Here is a 22,155-nt window from a genome sequence, read left to right as displayed (position 1 = left end):
GCCGTCACCCCTTTCTCGCGGTGCGCAGGTATGGCTCGTATTTTTTTACACACTCGTTGAGAAACCGCGTTACGCCCTGGCCGGTCAACGTCGCCCCGCTGATGCCGTCGACCACCAGTCGGTGCGGATCGGACTTCGCTTCCGGTGAGGCGACCCCCTTCGCGACGACGATCGGCAACCACTCGCCGTTGCGCGCGATACGGCGGCCGCGAAACTGGTCCTGGAACCACGGCTGTTCGATTTCACCGCCGAGTCCCGGCGTTTCGCCGTGGCGGTAGAACGTAAGACCCACAATTTCATCGAGCTCCGCGTCCAGCGCCAGGTAGCCGTAAATGGTGGACCACAGCCCCTTGCCCGAGACAGGGATGGCGGTCTTTACTGGCCGGCCGTTTTCCATCCACTGGTAGACCGGCAAGGCCTCCGGTCCCGATGGCCTCTCGAGCGACGCGCCGCTGCGGGGGTCGACCCACAGCTCGCGCACATGATCGCGATACATCACCTCGATGCGCGCAGGCGGCAGCCGGCGTCCGTCCGGGGCGACGACCTCTGCGCCAAAGGCTTTTAGGACGTTGAACTTACGATCCAGTTCGGCTGCCTGTTCCTGGCGGCGTCGGAGGCCGGTCGCCGCGGAGGTCAGCACAACGCTGGCCAGCAGGCAGACGACACCGGCGTAGACCAGAACGTAACGTTCGCTAGACGTCGGCACGGGCAAAACTCTCCAGATACCGCCTGCGGTTGCGGATGTGAACGCGGAGGACAAGGTAGTCGAGCAGCGGTGCCATCACGTTCATGAACAGGATCGCCAGCATGGTTCCTTCGGGGTAGGCGGGGTTGAACGCACGTACAATCACGGTCAGGGCTCCAATCAGTGCCCCATAAATCCATTTCCCCTCATTGGTGGCGGCAGCAGAGACAGGATCGGTGGCCATGAAGACAATGCCGAAGAGGGAGCTTCCCATTACCAGATGGTAGTGGGGAGGCAACGAGAGAAACGGGTGCGCGGCGAGCACCGAGGGGGGGAGGCGCCCTACGAGCCATGCTGTGCCGAGCAGACCAATCAAACCGCCGGCCATGATCCGCCATGACCCGGTGCCGGTGAGCAGCAGGAGGAGGGCGCCCAGCAGCACAGCGATCGCCGAGGTTTCACCGATACTCCCAGGTTCAAATCCCATGACCATGGTGCGGAACGGGAAGCCGGCATCCGCAAGAAGCTGTGCCGCGTTCGCACCGGCGGGTGCGGCTTTCGCGACCGCGAGCGAGGTCGCACCGCTGAAGCCGTCGGCCAGCGTGGCGCCGGGCGGCAGGGCGGCCCACACCCGGTCGCCCGAAATCTGTGCCGGGTATGCGAAATACAGAAACGCGCGTGCGGCGAGGGCGGGGTTGAGGACATTGAAACCGACTCCGCCGAAGATTTCCTTCGCGATCACGACGCCGAACGAAATGCCGGCGGCCACCTGCCAGAGGGGGATCGTCGGCGGGAGCGTCAAGGGGAAGAGGATCCCCGTGATCAAAAATCCCTCGTTGATCTCGTGTTTGCGTACGGCCGCGAACAACACTTCCCACAAGCCACCCACCGCATAGGAGGTGATGATGATGGGCAACACCAGTCGGGCACCGAGCGCCAGGGTGGGCCAGAAGGGAGCGCCCGCGATACCGGCGGCCTTGTAGGCCTGTACACCGGCGTTGTACATACCGAACAGGATACAGGGGACCAGCGCATACAGGACGGTGATCATGTAGCGCTTCATGTCGAGCTGATCGCGAAGGTGCGGCGGCCCGTCGGTGGTGTGCGCCGGCGTGAACAGGAAGGTTTCGAGTGCTTCGTAGACCGGCCAAAGGGGCCGCAGCGGACCAGTTTCAAACTTCGGCCGCCAACGTTCGAGAAGTTTCAGCAGCGTGTCCACTCAGATGCCCTCCGCCGCTGCAAGGCGCAAACCTTCGCGCACAATGCCGACCAGGTCCATTTTGGACGGGCACGCGTAGGCCGCCAACGCCACGTCTTCCGGCACAATCTCGAGCAGGCCGAGCTGAACTGCTTCTTCCCAGTCGCGGGAGAGTATTGCCCGGATCAGAAAGTCCAGCCGGATGCGCATGGGTAAGAAGCGATCATACAGGCCCGTGACGATCATTGCGCGGACCGCGCCATGTCGGTTGGTTCCGAGCGGCCGCGGTACGCGGGGCAGCCATGAGGAAAGGAACAGCCGCGACGCGCTCACGCCGTTTGCCAGTGGATTTGCCCAGGCGAGGAAGTGGCGCGACCTGTCCTCGGGCAAGATGGTGATCGAGCTGGTTCGCATCGGGAGGTAACTGTCTGGGCGAACTGCGGAGCCGCTGAGCGCATCGCCGGCGATCACGCGTGCGCCCTTCTCGATCCGGCCCTCGAGCAGCGCGCTCAGCGGGCACCCCCAAGGCAGCCGGTAGTGTCGGGCTTTTCCGGCGTACACAGCCGGGCCACCCAGCGCGATCACACGGTCGGTGGGGAAACAGCCGGTCAGCAGCAAACTACCGATCGCGACGACATCAGGCGCTTTCACCGCCCACACCACCTCTCCGGGCCGAATGGGGGAGATGTGGTGAATGTGCACGCTCGTGTTGCCCGCCGGGTGGGGACCACTGAAGGTGTACAGACGCGCCAGGTCGCCGACCGTTGCGATCGCCTCCGCCTTCACGGGTCCGCCAGCCGCCACCAGATTCACCGGCCCATCGGTGAGCCGCCCCAGAGCTGCGAGGCCCGCGTGGAACTCCCTAGCTCGTCCCTTCAGCGCCACCTCCACGCTGACCGAAAATGGGGCGGTTCCCATCGCGTTCACAAAAATTGCCTTCGGTTTCGCGGTGGGATCCGGGAGCCGGCCATAGGGGCGTTGCTCGATCAGTCCCAGCAGACCGGATGTCTGCAGGACATTCAGAACTTCTTCACGAGACAACGACGCGGGCGGGCGTCCAGCGGTGCCAAAGTCTTCGGCATCGTCGCCATCTCGCTCAATCACAACTCGCTCGATCGCCCGTCGCGGGCCAAGGTCAACGGCTACAACTCGCCCCGCGGCGGGTGCGCACAGCCGAAACGCCGGGTTTCGCTTGTCCTCCACCAAGGGCGACCCCCGCTTGACCCGGTCGCCCACCCGAACGAGCAGCCGCATCTTGACGTCGGAGAACTCGACCGGCAAGACCGCCACATGCGTCACCGCAGGGATCACCTCGAGATCCGGCCCGGGCTGCCCCGCGAGCGGAATATCGAAGCCTTGTCGCACCGAGATGTGGCGCCCGGCTTCAGCCTGGGGTTTGGATGACTTCATGTGATGAAGTGCGTCAATATAGCTCAGGCACTCCACCGGTCAAACCTCCCAACAGGCCCTTCACGACACAACTGGCACGACAGGGCGGCCCATCGTCACAAATCCGTGCGGGTCTTCCCTGCCTGTGGCGCAGCCACCGGCGGGTTTGGAGCGGCTTCCCATAAGGGGACCGAGTCGGCCTGCACCGACGTGGCGAATCCAGGCAGGCGGTCGGATCGGAGAGGCTTGATCGGGGGGCCAAGGGTACCGCAGCCAGTGGTGGGCTCGGCACGCGGAGGTGCAGCGTGCGCAGCTCCGAAAATGCCCTTGTGCGCCTCGCTTCCTCAATTCCGCCAGTGGAGGCCCAAACCGAGCCGGTACACTCAGCCGAGGGAGGGTTCAACGTTCCTCGGAAGCACCTCGTGGACGCCGCCTGACTTCTTGTCGATCGAGTCAGTCCACCGAAGGCTTCCGTGTCGGTTTCTGTCAGGCTTTGCAGAGACCTTAGAAAGAGCCGCCGACCGGTTGAATGCGTTCGGTCGCCCGTCTGTGCTGCGGCCACAGCGAAGTTGCGGGCGGCTCGGGTCCCCCGATGTCGCTGTCAGGCGCGAAGTGGGAGAAACAGTTCGGGCAGGTCGGCCGTCGGTGGCAAAACGAGCAGGCGTCCGATGCGCCGGCGCGTCGGTGCTGCGGGTGCGAGACTGGGCGCCGGCCCCGCCCGGGTGCCACTCGAGCGCGCAACGGCACTTGGGACGCGGTTTCGCAAGCAGCCACCGCGGCGGCGGACTGGTTCTGGCCGGACTGCATCCGCAAAAGGCTGCGGGGAGACCAGCTGGGTCTGTCATGCCGCGCTCGTCTCGTGGCTCCGGACGCCGCACGGGAGTGACGAGCGTCTCGCGGCGGCAACATCGGCCCGGCGATCCACAGTGGGCGACGGCGGAGTTCACAGCGCTTCGAGAGGCCGCGAAGCGCAGGTGGGTTCAGCGGCGAATCACCGCCTCATGCTCGTCACCGCGGGCCAGCAGCGCGTGCGCACGATGCCGGCGCAAACCATCGATCACGTACACGAGCAGGCTCAAGCTGGCGACCGCACAAAATGCGGTCAAGGGCAGCCGCGTGATGAGTCCGGCGACCAGCACGGCCAACATCGCAGTTCGTAGCTGTCGGCGCGACGGTTTCAAATATCGCACATTAGAGATCTGGAGGAGCACGAGCACGAGCGCGACCAGGCTGTAGACCGCGATCACCGCTCCGCGGTCCGCCGCCAACGGAGAGACCTCAAAAAGGTCCTTGTCCATCACCAGCAGCAAGATCGCCAGCCAACTTGCGCTGACCGGGATGGGCAGGCCTCGGAACACATGCCGGCCGGTGGGCGATGCAAAGGAACATCCGCGTGCAAATCGCAATACCGCCATCAGGATCACCAAGCCGGCCGCGGCACTTCCCCAAAGGCCGTAATCCGCCCACAGCGCCTGATAGGTGACGACGGCGGGTACAACGCCGAATGTCACGGTGTCCACGTAGGTATCGAGCCGCTCGCCAAAGTCCGAGGTCGCGCGAAGCGCTCGGGCCAGCGCGCCATCCAGGCCGTCAATGATCGCGGCCAACAGAATCAATTCCGCCGCCAACGAGATGTTCTCGGCCAGCCCCGCTAGCAATGCGGCAATGCCGGCAACGAGCACGCCGAGGGTCATTGCGTTGACGATTGCTCTTCGCACCGAGCTGTTCACGATCGCGCCGTCCGATATCGCCCCAGTCTGCTTTCGCCCGCCCGCACCATCATACCCGGTCGAACGAGAATCTCAATCGAGTCGAACGGAACCAGAACATCCAGTCGGGAGCCGAACTTCATCAGGCCGATGCGCTGACCGGCGCCCACATGCTGACCGATCTCGAGCCAGTGCACCACGCGCCGGGCGACTGGCCCCACGATTTGACGGACGATGCAGATGCCGTGGGCCCCCTCAATCACGATCGTGTTGCGTTCATTCTCGCGCGACGCTTTGGCTAGGAACGCGAAGTGAAACCGACCGGGCTGATGCTGGAGCGCCACAATGCGGCCGGCGATGGGCGCTCGGTTGACGTGCACATCGAACAAACTGAGAAACACGCTGATTCTGACCGCGGGCCCTCGGATGAACTCCGGTTCGGATTCCTCGGCGATCTCCATCACCCGACCGTCGGCGCCCGAAAGGAGCGCATCGGGGTCGGCGGGTACGTTTCGGGGCGGGTCCCGAAAAAACCATGCCATTGCACCAGCGGCGACCGTCGCCAGCGCGGCACCGCCAGCAACCCCGGCCGGCGATCCGGTCAGTCCGGCGACCAGGGCGATGCATGCGCCCGGCGCTGCGGCCGCGCCCACCAACGGCCATCCTTCGCGGACGATCCTCATCGGCTGATCCTGTGTGACCCGTAAATGCGGAAAGATACCGGTGGAATGAGGGAGTTGTCCACGCACAAGGCGGGGGAGCGTCTCCGTTGGCCAGACTCGCCGGCGGGGGCGGCGGCGGCTACACTGCGGCCGATGCAGTTAGGGGGCTTTGTCCTGTTTCTGGCACTCAGCGCGACCCTGGCGGTCGTGGCCGACGAGCCTCCTCCCGCCGACGGGCTTGGCCATCTGGCATTGCGCACCGTTTCTCCGGGGCATTTGCTGCGCCCCAACGTCGGCTACGCGAGCACCGAGACGTTGGGGGCCGGGCGGTATGCCTTGAGAGCCGCCCTGACGCTCGGGAATGTCTGGCTGCATCGGCAGGACGCGTACCTGATGGATGGCGAATGGTTCGCAGCGGACGTGACGCTGACCCGCGCGGTTTCGGAGAATTTTCGACTGTCGGTGGGGCTGCCGATCATTGGTCGGTCGGGGGGGGTCGGTGACGGAGCGATCGAATGGTTTCATCGCACCGTCCGCATTGGCAACGCCAACCGGGAGGACTTTCCGCGCAACCGGTTCCGGATCCGGTTTACCGGCCCTGATGGACGGACCTTCGAGGATGACGACGAGTCCTGGGGGATTGGGGATGTGCCGGTGTTTGCGACGCTCGTGCATCGTTCCCGCGCGGCGAGGGGGCCGGTGCTTTTCGCGCACCTTGGTCTGACGCTGCCCACCGGCCGCCAGCGCCGTCTCGAGGGGCTGGGAAATCCGCTGTGGGGCGGTTCGCTGCTGGCCTTTCAGCGTCTGGGCCGCTCGCGGTGGGTCGTGTATGGCGGCGGAAGTTTCACGCATGCGCCGGCGCGCCGGCTGGCGGGTATCGAACTACGATCGGAGGAGCTGAGCGCGCTGACGGGCGTGCGGTTCGACCTCACCGACCGCACTGCGTTGCTGGCGCAATATCTGCTCACTTCGCCGGTGGCGCGACGCTACCACACGTTTTCCGAACCGGCGCATGAGGTCCAGCTTGGCGTGAAGCACCGGCTTCGCGAAGGCCTCGTCATCGAGGTGGCGCTGGTGGAGAACGTGTTCCGCTTTTCGAACAGCGCAGATGTCGGAGTGCATGCCGCGCTGACCTGGCAGTGGTAGACTCCTGAGTTACGGAGGTGATGTATGCAGAGGACGTGGGGGTTGAGCATTGGGCTGGTGCTCGCAGTGACGCCGCTGACTCAGGCCGAATGGCGGCTGGCCTGGGCGGACGAGTTTGAGCGTGACGGCCTCCCCGACTCCGCTCGTTGGACCTACGAGGTGGGCGTGATCCGCAATCGGGAGGCGCAGTACTACACGCACGCGCGTGCTGAAAATGCGCGGGTGGAGGGCGGCCGGCTGGTGATCGAGGCCAGGCGCGAACCATGGCAGGGGCGGGAGTGGACCTCGGCGAGCCTGATCACGTTGGGCCGGATGCACGTTCGTCATGGCCGCATCGTGATTCGCGCGAAGTTGCCGAGTGGTCGCGGCACGTGGCCGGCGCTATGGACCATGGGCGTGCATGACCCGATGCTTCCATGGCCCCGCCGCGGCGAAATCGACATCATGGAAATGGTGGGATTCGAACCGGACGTGATCCACACGACCATTCACACTGAGAAATACAACCACCGGCGTGGTACTCACCGCAGCGCGAAGTTCACGCTGCCCGGTGCCTCGACAGCGTTCCACGACTACGCCGTGAACGTTCGCCCCGATCGGGTGGAGTTCGAAGTGGACGGAGAGCAGCGATTCGTCTATACGAAAGAGCCCGGCGCCGGGCTGGAGGCGTGGCCGTTTGACGCACCGCAGTATTTGCTGATGAACATCGCGATTGGGGGCAACTGGGGCGGTCAGCGGGGGATTGACCCGGAGCTGAAGTCCGCGCGCATGGAGGTGGAGTTCGTGCGCGTGTACACCGATCCGGCGGTACCGACCAGCGAGGTCATTCGGCCCGCTCAGCAGCGCTGAGCTCCCCGCCGGGCACGAACTCCATTCCGCACCAGACTCCGTCACCATCGCGCAGAACTTCGCGAAGGCCGGTTGCGCGAAGGGCGTCGGCGACGCGGTCGGCTTCGCTCTCCCGAGCACCGCTGACGATCAGTGCGCGGTCGGTGATCTGCGAGAGGTGGCGCGCCGCGCAGATCAGCACCGCTCCGTACAGATTGGCGGCCACCAGGTCGAACCGCCTCCGCGGGAGCCCGTCGCGGAGGTCCGCCCTCAGCCATCGAACCCGACGATCCAGCCCGTTGCGGCGAGCGTTCGCGGCGGCTGCGGCGAGAGCCTCGGCATCGTTGTCCACACCGACGACACGCCGCACACCGAGTCGCGCGGCGGCGAGTGCGAGGATGCCGCTGCCAGTGCCGAGATCGAGCAGACTCCGCGGTCGGGGATGCCGGTGACAGTGTGCGACAATCCGCTCGAGGCAGAACCGGGTAGTGAAGTGCTGACCTGTGCCGAAGCCGGCCCCCGGTTCCAGGCGGATCTCCGGGATCCGAGCGGAGTGCCGTCCGGGCTGCCATGCCGGAACGATGCGGAGGCGATTGCCGATGCACACCGGCCCGAAATGGTGCCGGACGGCACGGCTCCAGTCGCGGAGGCGTTCCGTCCGCACGCCGACCGCGAGGATCTTGTCGTGGAGCCGGGCGCTCGCACGAAACGCCTCGGCGTCGGCACGGTTTGGGAAGTAGAGTTCAACCCACGCGCGGGGGTCGCGCGGCCGCGTCAACGTAACCGGCTCCACACCCCCCTTGCGCCGAGCCCACTTTGCCACGGCCGGTGCGCACCGAGTGGCGGTCAGCAGCGTCACGACGGTCCACATGCCACCGAACTCCGGAGTGCGGCGCTGCAAGCTGCGCCGCTTTGCTTTTTGGGCCGCCCCGTGCTCTATTCGTGCCATGGAGCCCACTTCTTCATGGTACATTGCTGAGGACGGTCAGCCGATCGGTCCGTTCCCTCTGGAGGAGTTGCTGGCGCGCGCGCGGGATGGGCGGCTACGGCCGCAGCAACTGGTGTGGCAGCCGGAGTTCGGGGCGGAGTGGCGGCCAGCTGGCACGGTGCAGGGGCTTGCCGCGGTGTTCCCGGCCGAGTCGCGCGCGCGGGCGGGGACAGCGGGTACGACGCCCAACGGTGAGATCACCCGCGCCGCACGGGCCGCGCTAGCCGGCCATTGGGCGGAGATGGTCGGTATCACGTTGCTGTGGATCGTCATTGCCGCGGTGGTGCAGGGGATTGGTGCCGTTCTGGAGATGGCGCAGCCGCCGGTCGGTTCAATCGCGGCGTTCGTGCTGGGCGTGCCGTTCACGCTCGGATGGTTGCGGGTGTTGTTGAATGTGGCCGACGGCCGGCCGGCGCGGGCGGCCGACCTTTTTGGCGGGTTTGTCCGCTGGGGAGCCGGGTTAGCGGCACAGCTCCTGGTTTCTGTCTTTCTGATGCTGTGGTCCGCGGCGATTGTGTTTCTAGTGGGACTGCTGGCCGCGCTGATATTTCCGGCGCTCGGCGCCGGTTTCGATCCAGCCGGATGGCGCGCCGCGCACGGGGTTGTGCTGGCCGTGGTGGGGGGGGTGATTGTTGCAGCGTTGTTGGCGGTCTCGTTGCGGTACGTGCTGACCCTCTTGGTCATTGCGGACGATGCAAGCGTGGGCGCGTTGCAGGCGGTTCGTCGCAGCGTGCAGTTGATGCGAGGGCGAAAGTGGAAGTTTGTGCGGTTTGTGTTCCGGTTCTTCGGATGGGCGCTGCTGTCGTTGCTCAGCTGCGGTATCGGCTTTCTGTTTCTGATGCCGTACGCGGGTGTGGCGATGGCGCTCTGGTATCGGGACGCGCTGCCGCCCGAGACGTGAGGCGCTGCACGATGTGGCCGTTTCGCCGCTCCTCCCCGGAACTTCCGACCGTCCAGCCGGAGGAGCTGGTCGCCGCAATGCAGGGGGAGGAGCCACCGCTGGTGTTCGACGTGCGCACGCCGGCCGAGTTCGCCGCCGGTCACATTCCAGGGGCGGTGAACCTTCCGCACACGGAAGTCGCGCGACGGGGTGTCGGAGAACCGGGATGGAGGGGACGACGGATTGTTGTGACGTGTGCACACGGCGGCCGGGCTCGCGCGGTCGCGGCGGCGCTGCGCGACCTTGGGTGCCGAGATGTGCGTTTGCTGGAGGGACATATGAGCCGCTGGTGCGCTGAAGGGCGGCCCTTGAAATCCGGCGGCTCGGAATGAGATGAGCGGCCTCTTTTTCACGCGGCTCTTTGAAGCGCCTTGGGAGTATCTGGCGTGGGTCTTGATCGTGATGTTCTCGGTCTGCGTCCACGAATTTGCGCACGCATGGTTCGCAGTGCGGCGCGGGGACAGCACCGCGGCCGAGCTGGGCCATCTCTGCCTGGATCCGGCCCGCCAAATGGGCATTCAAGCAATTCTGATGTTGCTGATATTTGGTCTGACCTGGGGCGCGGTGCAGGTCAGCCCCCGGCGGCTGCGCCCCCTCGATCGCGTGCTGGTCTCCCTGGCCGGCCCGGTCGCCAATCTGCTGTTGATGGTGGCGTTTTCTGCGGCCTCCGCGCTCCTGTTGCGTTGGACGCCTCAGATTCGGGTGGAGGGAGCACCCTGGCTTCTTGCCTATGCGGCGCGTGCGAACGCGACGCTCGCGCTCCTGAACCTCCTGCCGCTACCGCCGCTGGATGGGTGGGGGGTGGTGGAGGCGCTGGTGCCCCGGCTGGAGGACGCGGCCGAGCGTGCGGGCAGCCTGCTTGCATGGCTCGCACTGGCGGTGATTTTTCTGACGCCTGCGGGCGTGCTCATCTGGGTGGGCGGTGCCCGTCTGGCGTCCGCGACGCTGGCGTTGCTGGTCTAGCCCCCTGAGCCCGCGGGACGGCCGCCACCGATCAGTTTGTCGAGCACGACGTCGAACAGCCGGAATCCCTGCCGGCGGTAGAAACGAAGTGCGCCGCGGTTGGCCGCCGAGACCGCCACTCGCAACCGGTGCGCCCCCGACGCGCGCGCCCACTCCTCGAAGCGCTCCACCAGCTGGCGCCCGACCCCCTGGCCGCGACTGGATGGCCGCACGAACAGACACTCGATGACAGCCGCCGTCTCGGGCACGGAATACTCCGCCGTGCTTTCCAGACATCCTAGCAGGTAACCGATCACGCGCCCCCCGTCCTCCGCCAGCAGGGCGATACCCTCCCGCCGGGCGAGCCGGTCGGTGTAGAACGCGCGGGCAGACTCGCTGTTTGGCCAGTCAAGGTCCAACGTCGCGTCAAACGTGCGGTCGAACTCCATGAGCTCGCCGTCCAGTTTGACGATCTCGAGCAGGTCTTCTGGCCGCCCTTCGCGGATGGTGATCACTTAGGCCACAGGTCTGATCAGCAGTCATCCACAATCGGGTTGCTCCGTCAAGCGCGCTGCGGTGGAACCGGTCGGTCGAGGGGCAACACCGGGAGGATCGCTCCGCCGGAGGACACATCGGCTTTTGGCTTATCCAGCCGCTGCCGGCTGGGAAGCTCCCCAGAGTGGCGTTGCGGCGAGTCGGTAGGCGGCGTTATTGTGCCTTCGTGAGTGAAGAGACGACGGATTCCGTGAGCGGCTCGTGGCCACGTCCTGGGACCTCCGAGTGGACCCGGTGGTGGTCAGGGTGGGTGCCGCGCGAGCGTGCAACCCTCATGCTGGTGCGCCGCGACGGCGCCCTGCTGCTGATCGAAAAAAAACGCGGACTCGGGGCGGGGAAGGTCAATGCGCCAGGTGGCCGCGTTGAGCCGGGCGAGTCCGAGGCTGACGCGGCGGTCCGCGAAACGATGGAAGAAGTAGGCGTGCGGCCACTGGCCCCGGAATACCGCGGCCGGCTGCGCTTTCAGTTCACGGACGGTTTTTCCATCGAGGCGGCCATCTTCGTTTCCGGGTCCGCGGAAGGAGGGGCGGTGGAAACCGCAGAAGCCCGGCCGTTCTGGACTCCTATCGAAGCCATTCCCTACGAACGCATGTGGGCGGACGATCCTCTTTGGCTGCCGAAAGTTCTTGCGGGGGAAACGGTGGACGGCCGTTTTGTGTTCGACGGCGACCAGATGCTGGCATATGAGGTACAGACGGTGCCCGCTGTGCAGGGAGGGCGAACGGCGCCCGCGTGAATACAGTGATGCGACGGCGAACAGTGCGCAGGTCCACGGTTTTTTTGCTGTTGTCGGTGTCGCTGGTCCGTACGGGTGCTGCAGCGGGGATTGTGCGCCAGGGACCGGCGACTAGTCGCTCCGAGCTGCTGGCCGCGTTGGACCTTGAGCTACCCGAACTGGCGGCAGTTCAGCAGGCGGTCCGGAGGGGAGACGAGCGGGAGGCCGCCACCGCGCTGGTGCGCCACCTGCGCACCCGTTCACGACCCCGCTGGCCGGTGGATCCCTTCGCGGTTGGGCATTCCACGAATGCGTCGGTTTCGAGGGCTCGTGCGGTACTGCGAAACCGTTTCGAGTCGATTGGCATCGTGTGGCAGTTCGGCGAGACGGTCGACTGGGGGTTCAACCCGACCACTCAGCCCGACTCACGCTGGGCGGCCAACCACGAGTGGACTTGGCAGCTCAACCGGCACAGGGCGTGGCTCGATCTGGCGAGCGCGTATTACGAGACGGGAGACGAGCAATATGCCCGCAAGCTCGCCGAGCTCATCCGCGACTGGATCCGTTCGTGCCCGCCTCCCACCGACCGCGCAGACAATGGCCCCGGCTCAAAGTGGCGCACGATCGAAGCGGGCATACGATGCGGTACCATTTGGCCGGCGGTCTGGCCGCGCGTGCTGGCCTCTCGTTCGTTCGATGAAGAGACGTGGCTGCTGTGGCTGGCGAGCTGGGTGGATCACGCGCGGTACCTGATGAGGTTCAAAACCTCGGGGAACTGGCTCACGATGGAGGCGAACGGCCTCTATCATGTGGGCGCGCTGTTTCCGGAGTTCCGGGACGCTGCGCTGTGGCGAGCGGCCGCGCTCGAGCGGCTTGCGGCGGAACTGGATGCGCAGGTCTATCCGGACGGCGCACAGATCGAGTTGGCGCCGGGGTACCACTCGGTGAGTCTCTGCAACTTTTTGGGGCCGGTGGAGTCTGTTTCCAGGACCGGGTTCGAGGTTCCGCCGGGCTATGTCGAGAAGCTCGAACGAATGTACGACTACCTCCTCAGTTCGATGCAGCCGACGCGCCGAATGCCGCCATTCAATGATTCCTCCGAAGGCGACGTTGCACGTTATTTCGAGACGGCGGTGCGTCTGTTCCCGCACCGGCGGGATTTCCGCTGGCTGTGGACGGACGGTCGCGAGGGAGAGCCGCCGCCTGCGCCCACGCGGTGTCTGCGGTACGCCGGGCAGGTGTTTTTCCGCAGCGGTTGGGAGCGGGACGCGGTGTGGCTGGGCTTTGATGCGGGACCCTTCGGCTATGGCCATCAGCACGAGGACAAGCTGAACGTGATCCTCACCGCCTACGGCGCGCCGCTGCTGGTCGAGGGTGGCGTCTACACCTACGACGCGAGCATCTGGCGGCGTTGGGTTCTTTCGAGCCGGGCGCACAACGTGGTGCTCATGGACGGTCTCGAACAAAATCGGCGCAAGTCGCCCCGCCAAACCTGGGTCGTCCGCGAGCCCGTCGCCCTGCGCTTCGCGACGAACGCGGAGGTCGCAGTCGCGGAGGCGGCCTACGATGAAGGGTGGGGACGGGAGGCGCGCCGGCTCGCGGTGCACCGACGCCGGGTTGTTCATCTGCTGCCGGACCTCTTCGTTGTCCATGACCGTCTCACGCCGATGGACACCACGGCCCATCGTTACGAGGCGCTGTTTCACCTCGATGCTGCGGATGCGGTGGTCTCTGGACTGTGGGTGCGCACGGTTCGATCGGGGCCGAACCTGAGTTTGGTCGCCTATGGGGCCGATCGCGTCGACGTCATCCGCGGTCAGACCAATCCGGTGGTGCTGGGGTGGCTACCGGCCCCATCGCGCGGATATGGTGCGATGCGTCCCATTCCAACTGTCGTGTTCCAGCGCGTCGCCGAGGGACCCGTGGAGCTGACCTTTGTGCTCCGTCCCGCCCCTGCCGAGACGGTGGACCCACCGCCCCGCTCGGTTCGCGTCGCGGAGCAGGAGCTGGAAATCGAGCTGGCGGATGGCCGGCGCCGCGCTGTTCGCTGGGAGTGGTCCGAGCCGCCGGGCCAGTGAGGAGCGATCGGTCCCGTATCGCGTTGAGGGGGAGGCGCGCGTGATGCGAAACTTGCGAGGTGGGGGCACCAAACGTAGGTTTTGCGATAATCGCCGTGCCGTTCGAGCGTGACGACGTGATGAACATACGCCACCAGGGAAAACCGACGGGTGCGGTCACTTGGACCGAGGATGCGTGGGACGCACTGATGGAGTCCGTTCGCGAACGGGCGCTGGCATCGAACGACCCGTGGCGGTACGTCGTGCGGGCGGCGCGGCATGTGATGCGGTCCTTCACGACGGGCTTTTTCATGGTCAGCCGGTTTCTGCCGGCTCCGAAGCGGGACCGGGTTGAAGTGATCTATGCCGCGGTTCGCTATCCAGACGAGGTGGTCGACACGTTGGCGATTGCGCCGGAGGAGAAGCTGAGGCGGCTCGACGAATGGGCGGCGGGCTATGATCGCGGACTCGCCTGCGGGGATCTGCGATCCGCGCTCGAGGCGCGGGTGCCGTGTTTCGTCGCGGGCTTTGCGCAGGTGATCCAGAGCTGCCGGATTCCGCCGGTGTTTTACCACGAGTTTCTCGATGCGATGCGCCGGGATGTCCGGCCGCGGCCGTTTCAGGACCTTGACGATCTGATCGAGACGTACGTCTACGGCAGCGCGGTGGTGGTGGGCTATTTTCTCGCGCATGTGTATGGGGCCGCCTCGGCCGATCGTTGGGGCGAGGCGCTCAGCTGTGCGCGTGAGCTCGGCATTGCGCTGCAGCTGACCAATTTTGCCCGCGACGTGGTTGAGGACGATGGGCGGGGCCGGCGGTATGTGCCGGTCAGCCATCTGCGGAACGGCGACTGGGAGTCGCCGGCGGGGCGACGGGCGGCGGTGCGCCGGCTCGCGGAGGATGCGGAGCGGCGCTATGCCGAGGCGGCCCGGCGACTCGACGCGTTTGCGGAGGATAGTCGCATCGCGATCCGTGCCTGCATCAATGTCTATGGAGCGCTGAACCGGGCGATTCTGCGGGCGCCGGACGCGGGCGGTCGCCGGCTCTCGGTGCCGTTCCACCAGAAGTGGCGCGTGTTGCCATGTAGCAAGTACTGGATACTTCCTCGCGCCTACCTGCAGCCATCCGGCATCGGCGAATGAACGTGAGGACGGACCGGGCGGTCGTCATCGGCGCGGGGCTCGGGGGTCTCAGCGCGGCGATCCATCTGCGTCGTGCGGGCCTTCAGGTCACGGTGTTCGAGTCCAACGCGCAGGCCGGCGGGCGCGCGGGACGGATCGAACAGCAGGGGTACCGGTTCGACACGGGGCCGTCTCTGCTGAACTACCCGTGGGTCTTCCGCGAACTGTTCGCAGCGGCGGGAGCGGACTTTGATCGACGTGTGCGACTGCAGCGGGTGGACCCCGCGCTCCACTTTGTTTGGCCGGACGGCGGTGCGTTCACGCTGTGCGGCGAGCTCGACCGTCTCCGTGAAGAGGTCGAGCGGGTGTCTCCCGGCGATTCGATCGGCTTGATGGAGTTTCTCGCCGATGCGGAGGTGAAATACAACCTCGCGTTTCGGAAGTTGGTCACGAGCGATCGGGAACGTCTGCTGTTCTGGTTCGCCGCGCTTTCGCCGCGGGAAATGTTGCGAACGGCGGTCTGGCGCTCGCTGGATGCTGAACTGGGCCGCTTTTTTCGGAGCCCACGATTGCGAGAGGCGTTCGGTGCCTATGCGATGTATCTTGGCGGCTCGCCCGCGGAGTTGGCCGGTCTGTTCTCGATTCTGCCCTATGGGGAGCTGGCGTACGGGCTCTGGCTTCCTGCTGGCGGCATGTACGCGCTGATTCAGGCGGTCGAGACGCTCGCGCGTGAACTCGGCGTGCGGATCGTCACCGGCCGACGGGTTTCGAGGATCCGGACGAAGGGGCGCTGCGTGGAGGGCGTCGAGTTGGCGGACGGGGAGGTGGAGGCTGCCGGCTGCGTGGTGTCCAACGTCGATGTGCCCACGACGTGGGGAGAGCTGCTGGGCCGCCCCGCGCGCCGGCGGCTGAGAATGACGCCCGGCGTGATCACGTTCTACTGGGGTGTGCGGGGCGGTGTGCCCGGAATGCCGCACCATACGATCTTTCTGCCCACGACGAGTGGCCGAGCCTATGCGGAACTGATGGCGGGCCGGTTGCCGGCGGAACTGCCCTTTTACGTGAGCGTGCCGTCGCGCACCGACGATTCGCTTGCGCCGCCGGGTGCGGATGCGGTGTTCGTGCTGGTGCCGTGTCCCTGCATCAGCCAGCACCATGACAGCTGGGGGGCCACTGTCGAGCGGGTGCGGCGGCAGGTGGAGACGCGGCTTGCCCAACACGGCTGGGCGATTTCCAAGGCGGCGCGGGAAGTGGATGTTGTTTGGACCCCGCTGGACTGGCGCGACCGGTACGGGCTGTTCGACGGTTCGGCATTCGGCGCCGCGCACACGCGGGCGCAGATCGGGCCGCTTCGCCCCCCGAATCGCGATGTGGAGGTGCATGGCCTGTACTACGTGGGCGCGAGCACGCGGCCGGGGACCGGGCTGCCGATGGTGGCGCTGTCCGGCGCGATGACCGCGCGGCGGGTGTTCTCCGATGCACATTGAAACGTTCGGCGCGGGTGATCGCGACATCGTTGCGCTGCACGGGTGGGGAGGGGACCACCGTCAGTTCGCCCCGTTGGCGGCGCGGCTGCCTCCGGGCTGGCGACTGTGGAGCGCGGACCTGCCGGGCTACGGACGCTCGCCACGGCCGGTGGTCTGGACCGCGACCGCGATTGTGGACGAGCTGGTGGCCGATCTGCGGCGGCTGGGCGTTGGCCCCGCGCGCTGGATCGGGTTCTGCAGCGGCGCGATCTTGGCGCTGCTTGCAGCGCAGCGGTGTCCGGCGCTCGTGGAGCGGTTGTTCCTGATTGATCCCTTCGCGTATGTGCCGTGGTACTTCCGCCTGTTCCTGTGGGGGGCACCCGGTGCCGCGGCATATCATGTCTCCTTCGCGACTGCGGCCGGCCGACGGATCGTCACGGCGGTGCTCCGCCGCCTGCAGTCCAGCGATGATGACTTTCTGACGGCGTTCGAAGGGCTGGATCACGATGCGACGCTACACTGGTTGCGGATGCTGCGGGAGCTGGAACCGGTTGAGCGATTCTCGGACCTCCGGCTTCCGATCACGGTCGCGGTGGGCGAACACACCTTCGGCGCGGTACGCCGTTCCGTGGGGCGGTTTCAACAGATGTGGCCGCAGGTTCACGTGAGGCCTCTCCGCGGTGTGGGGCATCTGCCGCTGGTGCGCGGCGCAAGGCAACTGGCGGCGCTGGCGGTGGAGGCCTGACACTCGCCGGCGGGTGCGTTACGGAACAGCGTCGCTGGCCGGCTCAGTCCCGACCAGACCGACGAGGGTCCGCATCCGGGGGTTGCTCAGCTGATCGTGTTCAAGCAGTTGTTGCAGTGCGGCGCGTACCGGCCCCGGCCGTCCGTCCCCCACGGGGCGGCCGTCGATCGACACGATCGAGGTCACGTCTGGAGTCGTGCCAAAGACCAGCACTTCATCGGCGGCCAGGAGCTCATCTTTCGGTATCGCGGCGCGCCGGACTCCGGCGAGCCCGCTGCCGCAGGGAGCATTCGCGGCCAGTGCGAGCACCCGTTGCATGGTGATTCCGTCAAGGATGCGGCCGGGCGGTGGAAGCACGAGTTCCCCGCGGATCACCACGCCGATGTTCTCGGTGGCACCCTCCGCAACGCAGCCCGTTTCGTCGAGCGCGATCGGAAAATCCGCCCCCGCCGCACTGGCGGCCATTTTCATCAGCACATTTGGCAAGTAATTGCAGGTTTTAACTGTTGCCAACCAGCCAGGTTTCAACGGCACATCCACGATGGTCGCGCGCGCCCCTTCGGGATGACTGACCATGAAGCTCGGCGTCCAGCGATAGGCGATAATGTAGAGGCCCGGTCGCGGGCACTCGGTGGGTGCGACGCCGAATCCGCCCGGTCCGCGTGTGAGCAATACGCGAATCAGACAGTCCGGCCGGCGGCCCGCGCGAACTGTGGCCAGGATTCGGCAGAGGATCTCCTCGTTGCTCCACGGCGGCTGGAGTCCGACGCAGCGGGCAGAATGGAGGAGGCGGGCGACGTGCTCGCGCAGCGCATAGATTCCGCCAGCGATGCACTTCATCGTCTCGAATACGCCGTCCCCGCGATGCACAACGTGGTCGTCGACGGGCACCATCATCCAGCGCGCATCGGTGGTGATCGCATCCCACTCGCTGGAGTACATCGCGTAGTAGCGCTCGTGCCACGGCCGAGGCGGAATCGGCGGCGGCTGACCGACGGGCAGGAGCGGCAGCTCACTCACGGGGACCGGTCTCCATCGCCCGCTTGGAAACCGCGCCGGTGTTCACGATGTGCGCGGCGTTCCGGTGCGAGGTCGGTGGCCGCTCAAGGGGGTCCTCGCGGAGCGGTCGGACGGTGTCGTCTCGCCATTTGCGGCTCCAAATCGCGGCCCGATTCAGAACGAGGATCTGGAGCGCGAGCGTCGCGCTCAGCGCCGCCGCGGCGATCGCCGTCATCGCGCCGATGCGGTGCCGTTCGATCCGCGGGGGCTCCGCCTGCGCGCCGACGAGCTCGATCTCCAGCGCGCCGAGGCGCACCGTCGCGTCGGGGGGTATGATCACCGCTTCGTTGCCGACCGGACGGCCGGCCACAGTCACCGGCGCATCGGGTGAAAGCGCGCGGATCGCAACGATGCCGTCTTGTTCGATCAGTTCCGCGTGCCGCGGTGCGAGCGCCGCGTTGAGCCAGCGCAGCTCCGCGGACGCGTCGGAGCCGATGACGACGCGCGGCTCGCTGACGATCAATCGTCCACGGGGACGTCCGCGAATGCGAATGCGCAGTCGGTACATGGTCGGGGAGAGTGTGGACCAGCGGGCGGGCGCCGCCAAGCGGAGCGCCGTTGTATGAACCCCGGGACGGCGGCCGGGCAGGCGCTACCGGCGGAGGTCGCCCCTCTCGGGCGTTGACGGCCAGAGGGTGATCGCGCCGTCGGCCGGCCACGTCTGCAGGGGACCCGCGGTGGACGACGCGCTCCGCGGGTGGCCGGCGAAATCCACGTCGAACACCATAGGCGAATCGTCGGGGTTCACGAAAGGAAGGTTCGGAATACGGGCGAGGCCGAACTGCGTGGAGCGGATGGGCGCGGCGAGCGCCGATGGCGGGCAGGGGCCGCTCCACCGCAGCTGCCAGTGGCCACCGGGACCGATCTCGAGGCTCCATTGGATTGGCGCACCGAGCCGCACCGCGTCCGGTTCATCGGGCAACGGTTGGGCGCCGTTCGCGTAGATGTTCCCCCTCGCAGAGACGGGCAGGGCACTGGTCGCGTAGGCGTGCAGCCCGTAGCCATGTTCCTTTGCGGGCGCCGGTGGCGCAAAAATGTTCGCGAAGAAGCGATGGTCCCCGCCCTGGATTGCGCTCATGCCCGCCAGCTCCGTCGAATGCGCGCGGTGGTATGGCGTTTCGCGGGCCAGCTCCGGGCGCGAGATGATCTTCCCGCCGAAAAAGTTGTGCACGAATGCGCCCCCTTGGGACCAGTCGCGGAGGCTCACTGGGGAACAGAGCCAGTTGTGGTCGAGCACGAACGGTCCGTGGTTCACTTCGACGAAGACGTCGTCGGAGGAATTGGAAATGCAGACGTTCCGGGTGACCCGCGTGCCTTGCGCCATCCAGTCCAGCCAGATGCCGCGGTAGGCATTGACGATCAGATTGTGTTCGATGCGGGCATCGATCGCGGCATGGATTTTGATGCCTGCCTGCTCCGCACCGCCAAAGCGCCGGCGGGTGTGGATGGTGTGAATCACATTGTTTGAGATGACGCTGAAGATCGCGCCAAGGCTTCCGACCAGCCCCGCCTGCTCACAGTGGGAGATCACGTTGTCGCGGACCAGGTGATGTCCGATGCGGTCGCGGTGCCAGCCGTGTTGAAGCGCGCGATGGATCGTCGCGACGTAGCCGGTGGCGGTGTCCTCGGAAGTGTTGTCGAACTGGTCACCGTACTTTCCCAGCGTCACGCCCACACAGCGGCTGTGGGAGATCACGTTTTGCTCGATCACCCACCCGCGGCTCCAGTGGGTGCCGATCAGTCCCACCTGCTCGGCCGTCGGCGGCGCCCAGGGTGTCGCCGCATGCCGAAGAACGAAGCCGCGGACAGTGATGAAGTCGCGACCGGGGCGATCGGGATAGAAGACGGTGCGACGGGCGTTCACCTCGACGAGGCGAACATTGGGGTCCGCCACGCCGAACCTGGCGAGGATCGTCGTGTTCGAGGTGTCCACTGTTGCGAACCACCAACCCGGGGCGGGCGGTGTTGCAGGGGGGCGCTCGAGCTCCTCCAGCGACGCTGCTTCCACGAGCTCCTCGCCGTCGAGATACACGGCGCCGGTGTGGTGGGGGCGCTTCAGGGGATAGAACCAGTCGCCGCGGATGGGATCGGCGAAGGGGTTGAACGGTCCGAAAAACGTGTTCGGCAAAACGATCCGCCACACACCGTTGCTCAGCGGTGTCCAACCCCGCACGACCTCCGATCCGCGGATTTCGACGTGTTCCCCCGGGGCGGCACGGTACACGATGGGGCGTTCGGGCGAGTCGCCTCCACGGCGGGGATTGACCCGCTCGCGGTAGATGCCCGCGTGGACGGTGATCACATCGCCCGGCAGCGCGAGGTCGGCCGCGCGCTGGATGGTGCGGAAGGGCGCGGCGGCGGTGCCAGGATTGGCGTCGTCGCCGGTCGTGGCGACGTGGTACTCCGTGCCCGCCGCCGGGATCATCGATGCAAGGAGCAGGAGCAGCGCGGCCGGTGCCGGCCGGTTGGTCGTCATCGCGTTCATTGTGGCGTCTCCCGATGGCCGCTCCGCCCTGCGGCGGACCAGCTGCGTTCGATCTCCTCGAGGGAGCGGCCGCGGGTCTCAGGGACCGCGCGCGCGACGAGCGCCCACGCGCCCGCGCACATCGCCGCATAGATCAGGAAGGGGAAACCGTGGTGAAAGCGGGCGACGAGCCCCGGATCGCGGTCCATCATCGGGAAGGTTTGCGAGACGACGTAGTTCGCGGTCCACAGCGCAACGGTGGCGACCGCCATCGCGCGGGCCCGCAGCCGCGTCGGGAAGATTTCCGAGAGCACGACCCAGGTGACTGGCCCCACCGACATCGAGAACGCGGCGATGTAGATGAGAATCGGGACGAGCGTCCAGCCGGCAATTCGCTGTGCGGCCGCCGCGAGGCCGAGCGTGAGCAGCGCGGCGCCCATGCCGGCGTAGCCGGTGAGCAGCAGCGGTCGGCGCCCCCAGCGGTCCACCGTCCGAATCGCGAGGATGGTGCCGGACATGTTCACGGCCCCGACGAGCACGGTCTGCAAGAGGGCGGCGTCCACTCCCGCGCCGGCGATGCGCTGGAGGATTTCGGGCGCGAAGTAAAGGAAGACGTTGATGCCGGTCACCTGCTGAAACACCGCCAGCCCCAGCCCGATCGCCATTGGCCGGCGCCAGCGCGGGCGCAGAAGCTCACCGAACGACTCGCTTTCCGAGGCGAGCGCCTCGGTGACGTCGGCGATCTCCGCCTCCGCAGCGGCGGGCCCGGCGATCCGCACCAGGACCGCCCGCGCCGTGGCGAGGTCGCCGCGCCGGATCAGCCATCGCGGGCTCTCCGGCACGGTGAACAGCAGGCCGAGGAAGGCGGCGGCGGGGAGAGCCTCGGACCCGAACATCCACCGCCATCCGAGCCGGACGTTCCATTCCAGGTCGCCTTGACGCGCAATCGCCCAGTTGACGAAGTACACCACGAGCATGCCGATCACGATCGCCATCTGGTTCCAGGACACCAGCCGGCCGCGGTGGCGGGCGGGCGCGAGCTCGGCGATGTAGAGCGGGCTGGTCAGCGCCGCGGCGCCGACGCCGATGCCGCCGAGCGCGCGGTACAGCACGAACTCCGTGAGCGTGCGAGGCAGCGCGGTCCCGACCGCGGAAACCAGGAAGAGCACTGCGGCGACGCGCAGCGCGGTGCGGCGGCCCCAGCGGTCGCCGATCGGGCCGGCGAGCGCCGAGCCGATCACGCAGCCGACCAGCGCGCTGGCGGCGGCCCATCCTTCCATCGCGGGGCTCAATTGGAAATGCCGCACAAGAAACCCGATGGCGCCGCTGATCACCGCGGTGTCATAACCGAAAAGCAAGCCACCCATCGTGGCGACGAGGGAGGCGCCGATCACCGTTCCGCCGAGCCGGTCGCCGCCGGAGGGCTCGCCGGTTGCCAGCCCCACGTGGGGATCGATCGGAGGGCCAGCAATGTTCTGAGCCATGT

General features: G+C 66.7%; 21 protein-coding genes. 10 read left to right on the top strand and 11 right to left on the bottom strand.

The window, feature by feature from the left end:
- Nucleotides 1-4: 4 nt before the first annotated feature.
- From N2652_07995 to N2652_07975, 5 genes are all read right to left on the bottom strand, one after another.
- Entirely contained in the window at nt 5-706 is a 702-nt protein-coding gene (locus N2652_07995) for an FMN-binding protein (protein ID MCX7819131.1), read from the bottom strand.
- Nucleotides 693-1,904 (bottom strand): NADH:ubiquinone reductase (Na(+)-transporting) subunit B, encoded by a 1,212-nt coding sequence (locus tag N2652_07990; GenBank protein ID MCX7819130.1) that lies wholly within the window; start codon nt 1,902-1,904, stop codon nt 693-695. Before N2652_07990 ends, N2652_07995 begins: the two co-directional genes overlap by 14 nt.
- A complete protein-coding gene (nqrA, locus tag N2652_07985) occupies nt 1,905-3,329 on the bottom strand; it encodes an NADH:ubiquinone reductase (Na(+)-transporting) subunit A (protein ID MCX7819129.1) in 1,425 nt (474 codons plus the stop codon).
- 923 nt (nt 3,330-4,252) lie between these two features.
- Nucleotides 4,253-5,002, bottom strand: coding sequence for a CDP-alcohol phosphatidyltransferase family protein (locus N2652_07980; GenBank protein MCX7819128.1), 750 nt, complete (start codon nt 5,000-5,002; stop codon nt 4,253-4,255).
- Entirely contained in the window at nt 4,999-5,664 is a 666-nt protein-coding gene (locus N2652_07975) for a phosphatidylserine decarboxylase (GenBank protein ID MCX7819127.1), read from the bottom strand. Before N2652_07975 ends, N2652_07980 begins: the two co-directional genes overlap by 4 nt.
- Before the next feature lie 45 nt (nt 5,665-5,709).
- Between N2652_07975 and N2652_07970 the strand changes: the two genes are divergently transcribed.
- Together N2652_07970 and N2652_07965 are read left to right on the top strand one after the other, a co-directional pair.
- Entirely contained in the window at nt 5,710-6,789 is a 1,080-nt protein-coding gene (locus N2652_07970) for a DUF3187 family protein (protein ID MCX7819126.1), read from the top strand.
- A 24-nt stretch (nt 6,790-6,813) separates the two neighbouring features.
- Nucleotides 6,814-7,638: a glycoside hydrolase family 16 protein gene (locus tag N2652_07965; protein MCX7819125.1), complete on the top strand. Its 825-nt coding sequence runs from the start codon at nt 6,814-6,816 to the stop codon at nt 7,636-7,638.
- Here the strand turns inward: N2652_07965 and N2652_07960 are convergent.
- Nucleotides 7,613-8,488, bottom strand: coding sequence for a 50S ribosomal protein L11 methyltransferase (locus N2652_07960; protein ID MCX7819124.1), 876 nt, complete (start codon nt 8,486-8,488; stop codon nt 7,613-7,615). The two genes, N2652_07965 and N2652_07960, sit on opposite strands and share 26 nt — an antisense overlap.
- A gap of 76 nt (nt 8,489-8,564) precedes the next feature.
- Between N2652_07960 and N2652_07955 the strand changes: the two genes are divergently transcribed.
- The 3 genes from N2652_07955 to N2652_07945 are packed head-to-tail and all read left to right on the top strand — an operon-like array spanning nt 8,565 to nt 10,508.
- Nucleotides 8,565-9,506, top strand: a complete 942-nt coding sequence (locus N2652_07955; GenBank protein ID MCX7819123.1) for a DUF975 family protein — start codon at nt 8,565-8,567, stop codon at nt 9,504-9,506.
- An 11-nt stretch (nt 9,507-9,517) separates the two neighbouring features.
- Nucleotides 9,518-9,877, top strand: coding sequence for a rhodanese-like domain-containing protein (locus N2652_07950; protein MCX7819122.1), 360 nt, complete (start codon nt 9,518-9,520; stop codon nt 9,875-9,877).
- Nucleotide 9,878: 1 nt separating this feature from the next.
- Nucleotides 9,879-10,508, top strand: coding sequence for a site-2 protease family protein (locus tag N2652_07945; protein ID MCX7819121.1), 630 nt, complete (start codon nt 9,879-9,881; stop codon nt 10,506-10,508).
- Here the strand turns inward: N2652_07945 and N2652_07940 are convergent.
- Nucleotides 10,505-11,002, bottom strand: a complete 498-nt coding sequence (locus tag N2652_07940) for a GNAT family N-acetyltransferase (GenBank protein MCX7819120.1) — start codon at nt 11,000-11,002, stop codon at nt 10,505-10,507. The genes N2652_07945 and N2652_07940 overlap by 4 nt on opposite strands.
- 230 nt (nt 11,003-11,232) lie before the next feature.
- Between N2652_07940 and N2652_07935 the strand changes: the two genes are divergently transcribed.
- The 5 genes from N2652_07935 (at nt 11,233) to N2652_07915 (ending at nt 17,146) form a co-directional block, all read left to right on the top strand.
- Complete coding sequence (locus tag N2652_07935; protein MCX7819119.1) at nt 11,233-11,778, top strand: 8-oxo-dGTP diphosphatase; 546 nt, start codon at nt 11,233-11,235, stop codon at nt 11,776-11,778.
- A gap of 8 nt (nt 11,779-11,786) precedes the next feature.
- On the top strand, nt 11,787-13,835 hold the full coding sequence (locus N2652_07930) for a heparinase II/III family protein (GenBank protein MCX7819118.1): 2,049 nt from the start codon (nt 11,787-11,789) through the stop codon (nt 13,833-13,835).
- A 119-nt stretch (nt 13,836-13,954) separates the two neighbouring features.
- A complete protein-coding gene (locus N2652_07925; protein ID MCX7819117.1) occupies nt 13,955-14,956 on the top strand; it encodes a squalene/phytoene synthase family protein in 1,002 nt (333 codons plus the stop codon).
- Complete coding sequence (gene crtI / locus N2652_07920; protein ID MCX7819116.1) at nt 14,953-16,422, top strand: phytoene desaturase family protein; 1,470 nt, start codon at nt 14,953-14,955, stop codon at nt 16,420-16,422. The genes N2652_07925 and crtI overlap by 4 nt, the downstream gene beginning before the upstream one ends.
- Nucleotides 16,412-17,146: an alpha/beta hydrolase gene (locus tag N2652_07915; protein MCX7819115.1), complete on the top strand. Its 735-nt coding sequence runs from the start codon at nt 16,412-16,414 to the stop codon at nt 17,144-17,146. The genes crtI and N2652_07915 overlap by 11 nt, the downstream gene beginning before the upstream one ends.
- Nucleotides 17,147-17,164: 18 nt before the next feature.
- Here the strand turns inward: N2652_07915 and N2652_07910 are convergent, their stop codons facing one another.
- From N2652_07910 to N2652_07895, 4 genes are all read right to left on the bottom strand, one after another.
- A complete protein-coding gene (locus N2652_07910; GenBank protein MCX7819114.1) occupies nt 17,165-18,166 on the bottom strand; it encodes an aminotransferase class IV in 1,002 nt (333 codons plus the stop codon).
- On the bottom strand, nt 18,159-18,713 hold the full coding sequence (locus N2652_07905; GenBank protein ID MCX7819113.1) for a hypothetical protein: 555 nt from the start codon (nt 18,711-18,713) through the stop codon (nt 18,159-18,161). Before N2652_07905 ends, N2652_07910 begins: the two co-directional genes overlap by 8 nt.
- Nucleotides 18,714-18,797: 84 nt before the next feature.
- Nucleotides 18,798-20,690, bottom strand: coding sequence for a DUF1565 domain-containing protein (locus N2652_07900; protein ID MCX7819112.1), 1,893 nt, complete (start codon nt 20,688-20,690; stop codon nt 18,798-18,800).
- The gene (locus N2652_07895) at nt 20,687-22,153 is read right to left on the bottom strand and encodes a sugar porter family MFS transporter (protein ID MCX7819111.1); all 1,467 of its coding nucleotides are present in this window, start codon (nt 22,151-22,153) and stop codon (nt 20,687-20,689) included. The genes N2652_07900 and N2652_07895 overlap by 4 nt, the downstream gene beginning before the upstream one ends.
- Nucleotides 22,154-22,155: the final 2 nt, after the last annotated feature.

It is taken from the genome of Kiritimatiellia bacterium (assembly GCA_026417735.1).
Lineage (GTDB): Bacteria > Verrucomicrobiota > Kiritimatiellia > PWTM01 > PWTM01 > CAACVY01.
This window is presented reverse-complemented; position numbering and strand designations above follow the sequence as displayed.

Coding starts and splice junctions, on each gene's coding strand:
- N2652_07975 (MCX7819127.1), bottom strand. CDS start 5,664: ATGAGGATCGTCCGCGAAGGATGGCCGTTGGTGGGCGCGGCCGCAGCG.
- N2652_07970 (MCX7819126.1), top strand. CDS start 5,710: ATGAGGGAGTTGTCCACGCACAAGGCGGGGGAGCGTCTCCGTTGGCCA.
- N2652_07965 (MCX7819125.1), top strand. CDS start 6,814: ATGCAGAGGACGTGGGGGTTGAGCATTGGGCTGGTGCTCGCAGTGACG.
- N2652_07960 (MCX7819124.1), bottom strand. CDS start 8,488: ATGTGGACCGTCGTGACGCTGCTGACCGCCACTCGGTGCGCACCGGCC.
- N2652_07955 (MCX7819123.1), top strand. CDS start 8,565: ATGGAGCCCACTTCTTCATGGTACATTGCTGAGGACGGTCAGCCGATC.
- N2652_07950 (MCX7819122.1), top strand. CDS start 9,518: ATGTGGCCGTTTCGCCGCTCCTCCCCGGAACTTCCGACCGTCCAGCCG.
- N2652_07945 (MCX7819121.1), top strand. CDS start 9,879: ATGAGCGGCCTCTTTTTCACGCGGCTCTTTGAAGCGCCTTGGGAGTAT.
- N2652_07930 (MCX7819118.1), top strand. CDS start 11,787: ATGCGACGGCGAACAGTGCGCAGGTCCACGGTTTTTTTGCTGTTGTCG.
- N2652_07925 (MCX7819117.1), top strand. CDS start 13,955: ATGAACATACGCCACCAGGGAAAACCGACGGGTGCGGTCACTTGGACC.
- crtI (MCX7819116.1), top strand. CDS start 14,953: ATGAACGTGAGGACGGACCGGGCGGTCGTCATCGGCGCGGGGCTCGGG.
- N2652_07915 (MCX7819115.1), top strand. CDS start 16,412: ATGCACATTGAAACGTTCGGCGCGGGTGATCGCGACATCGTTGCGCTG.
- N2652_07905 (MCX7819113.1), bottom strand. CDS start 18,713: ATGTACCGACTGCGCATTCGCATTCGCGGACGTCCCCGTGGACGATTG.
- N2652_07900 (MCX7819112.1), bottom strand. CDS start 20,690: ATGAACGCGATGACGACCAACCGGCCGGCACCGGCCGCGCTGCTCCTG.
- N2652_07895 (MCX7819111.1), bottom strand. CDS start 22,153: ATGGCTCAGAACATTGCTGGCCCTCCGATCGATCCCCACGTGGGGCTG.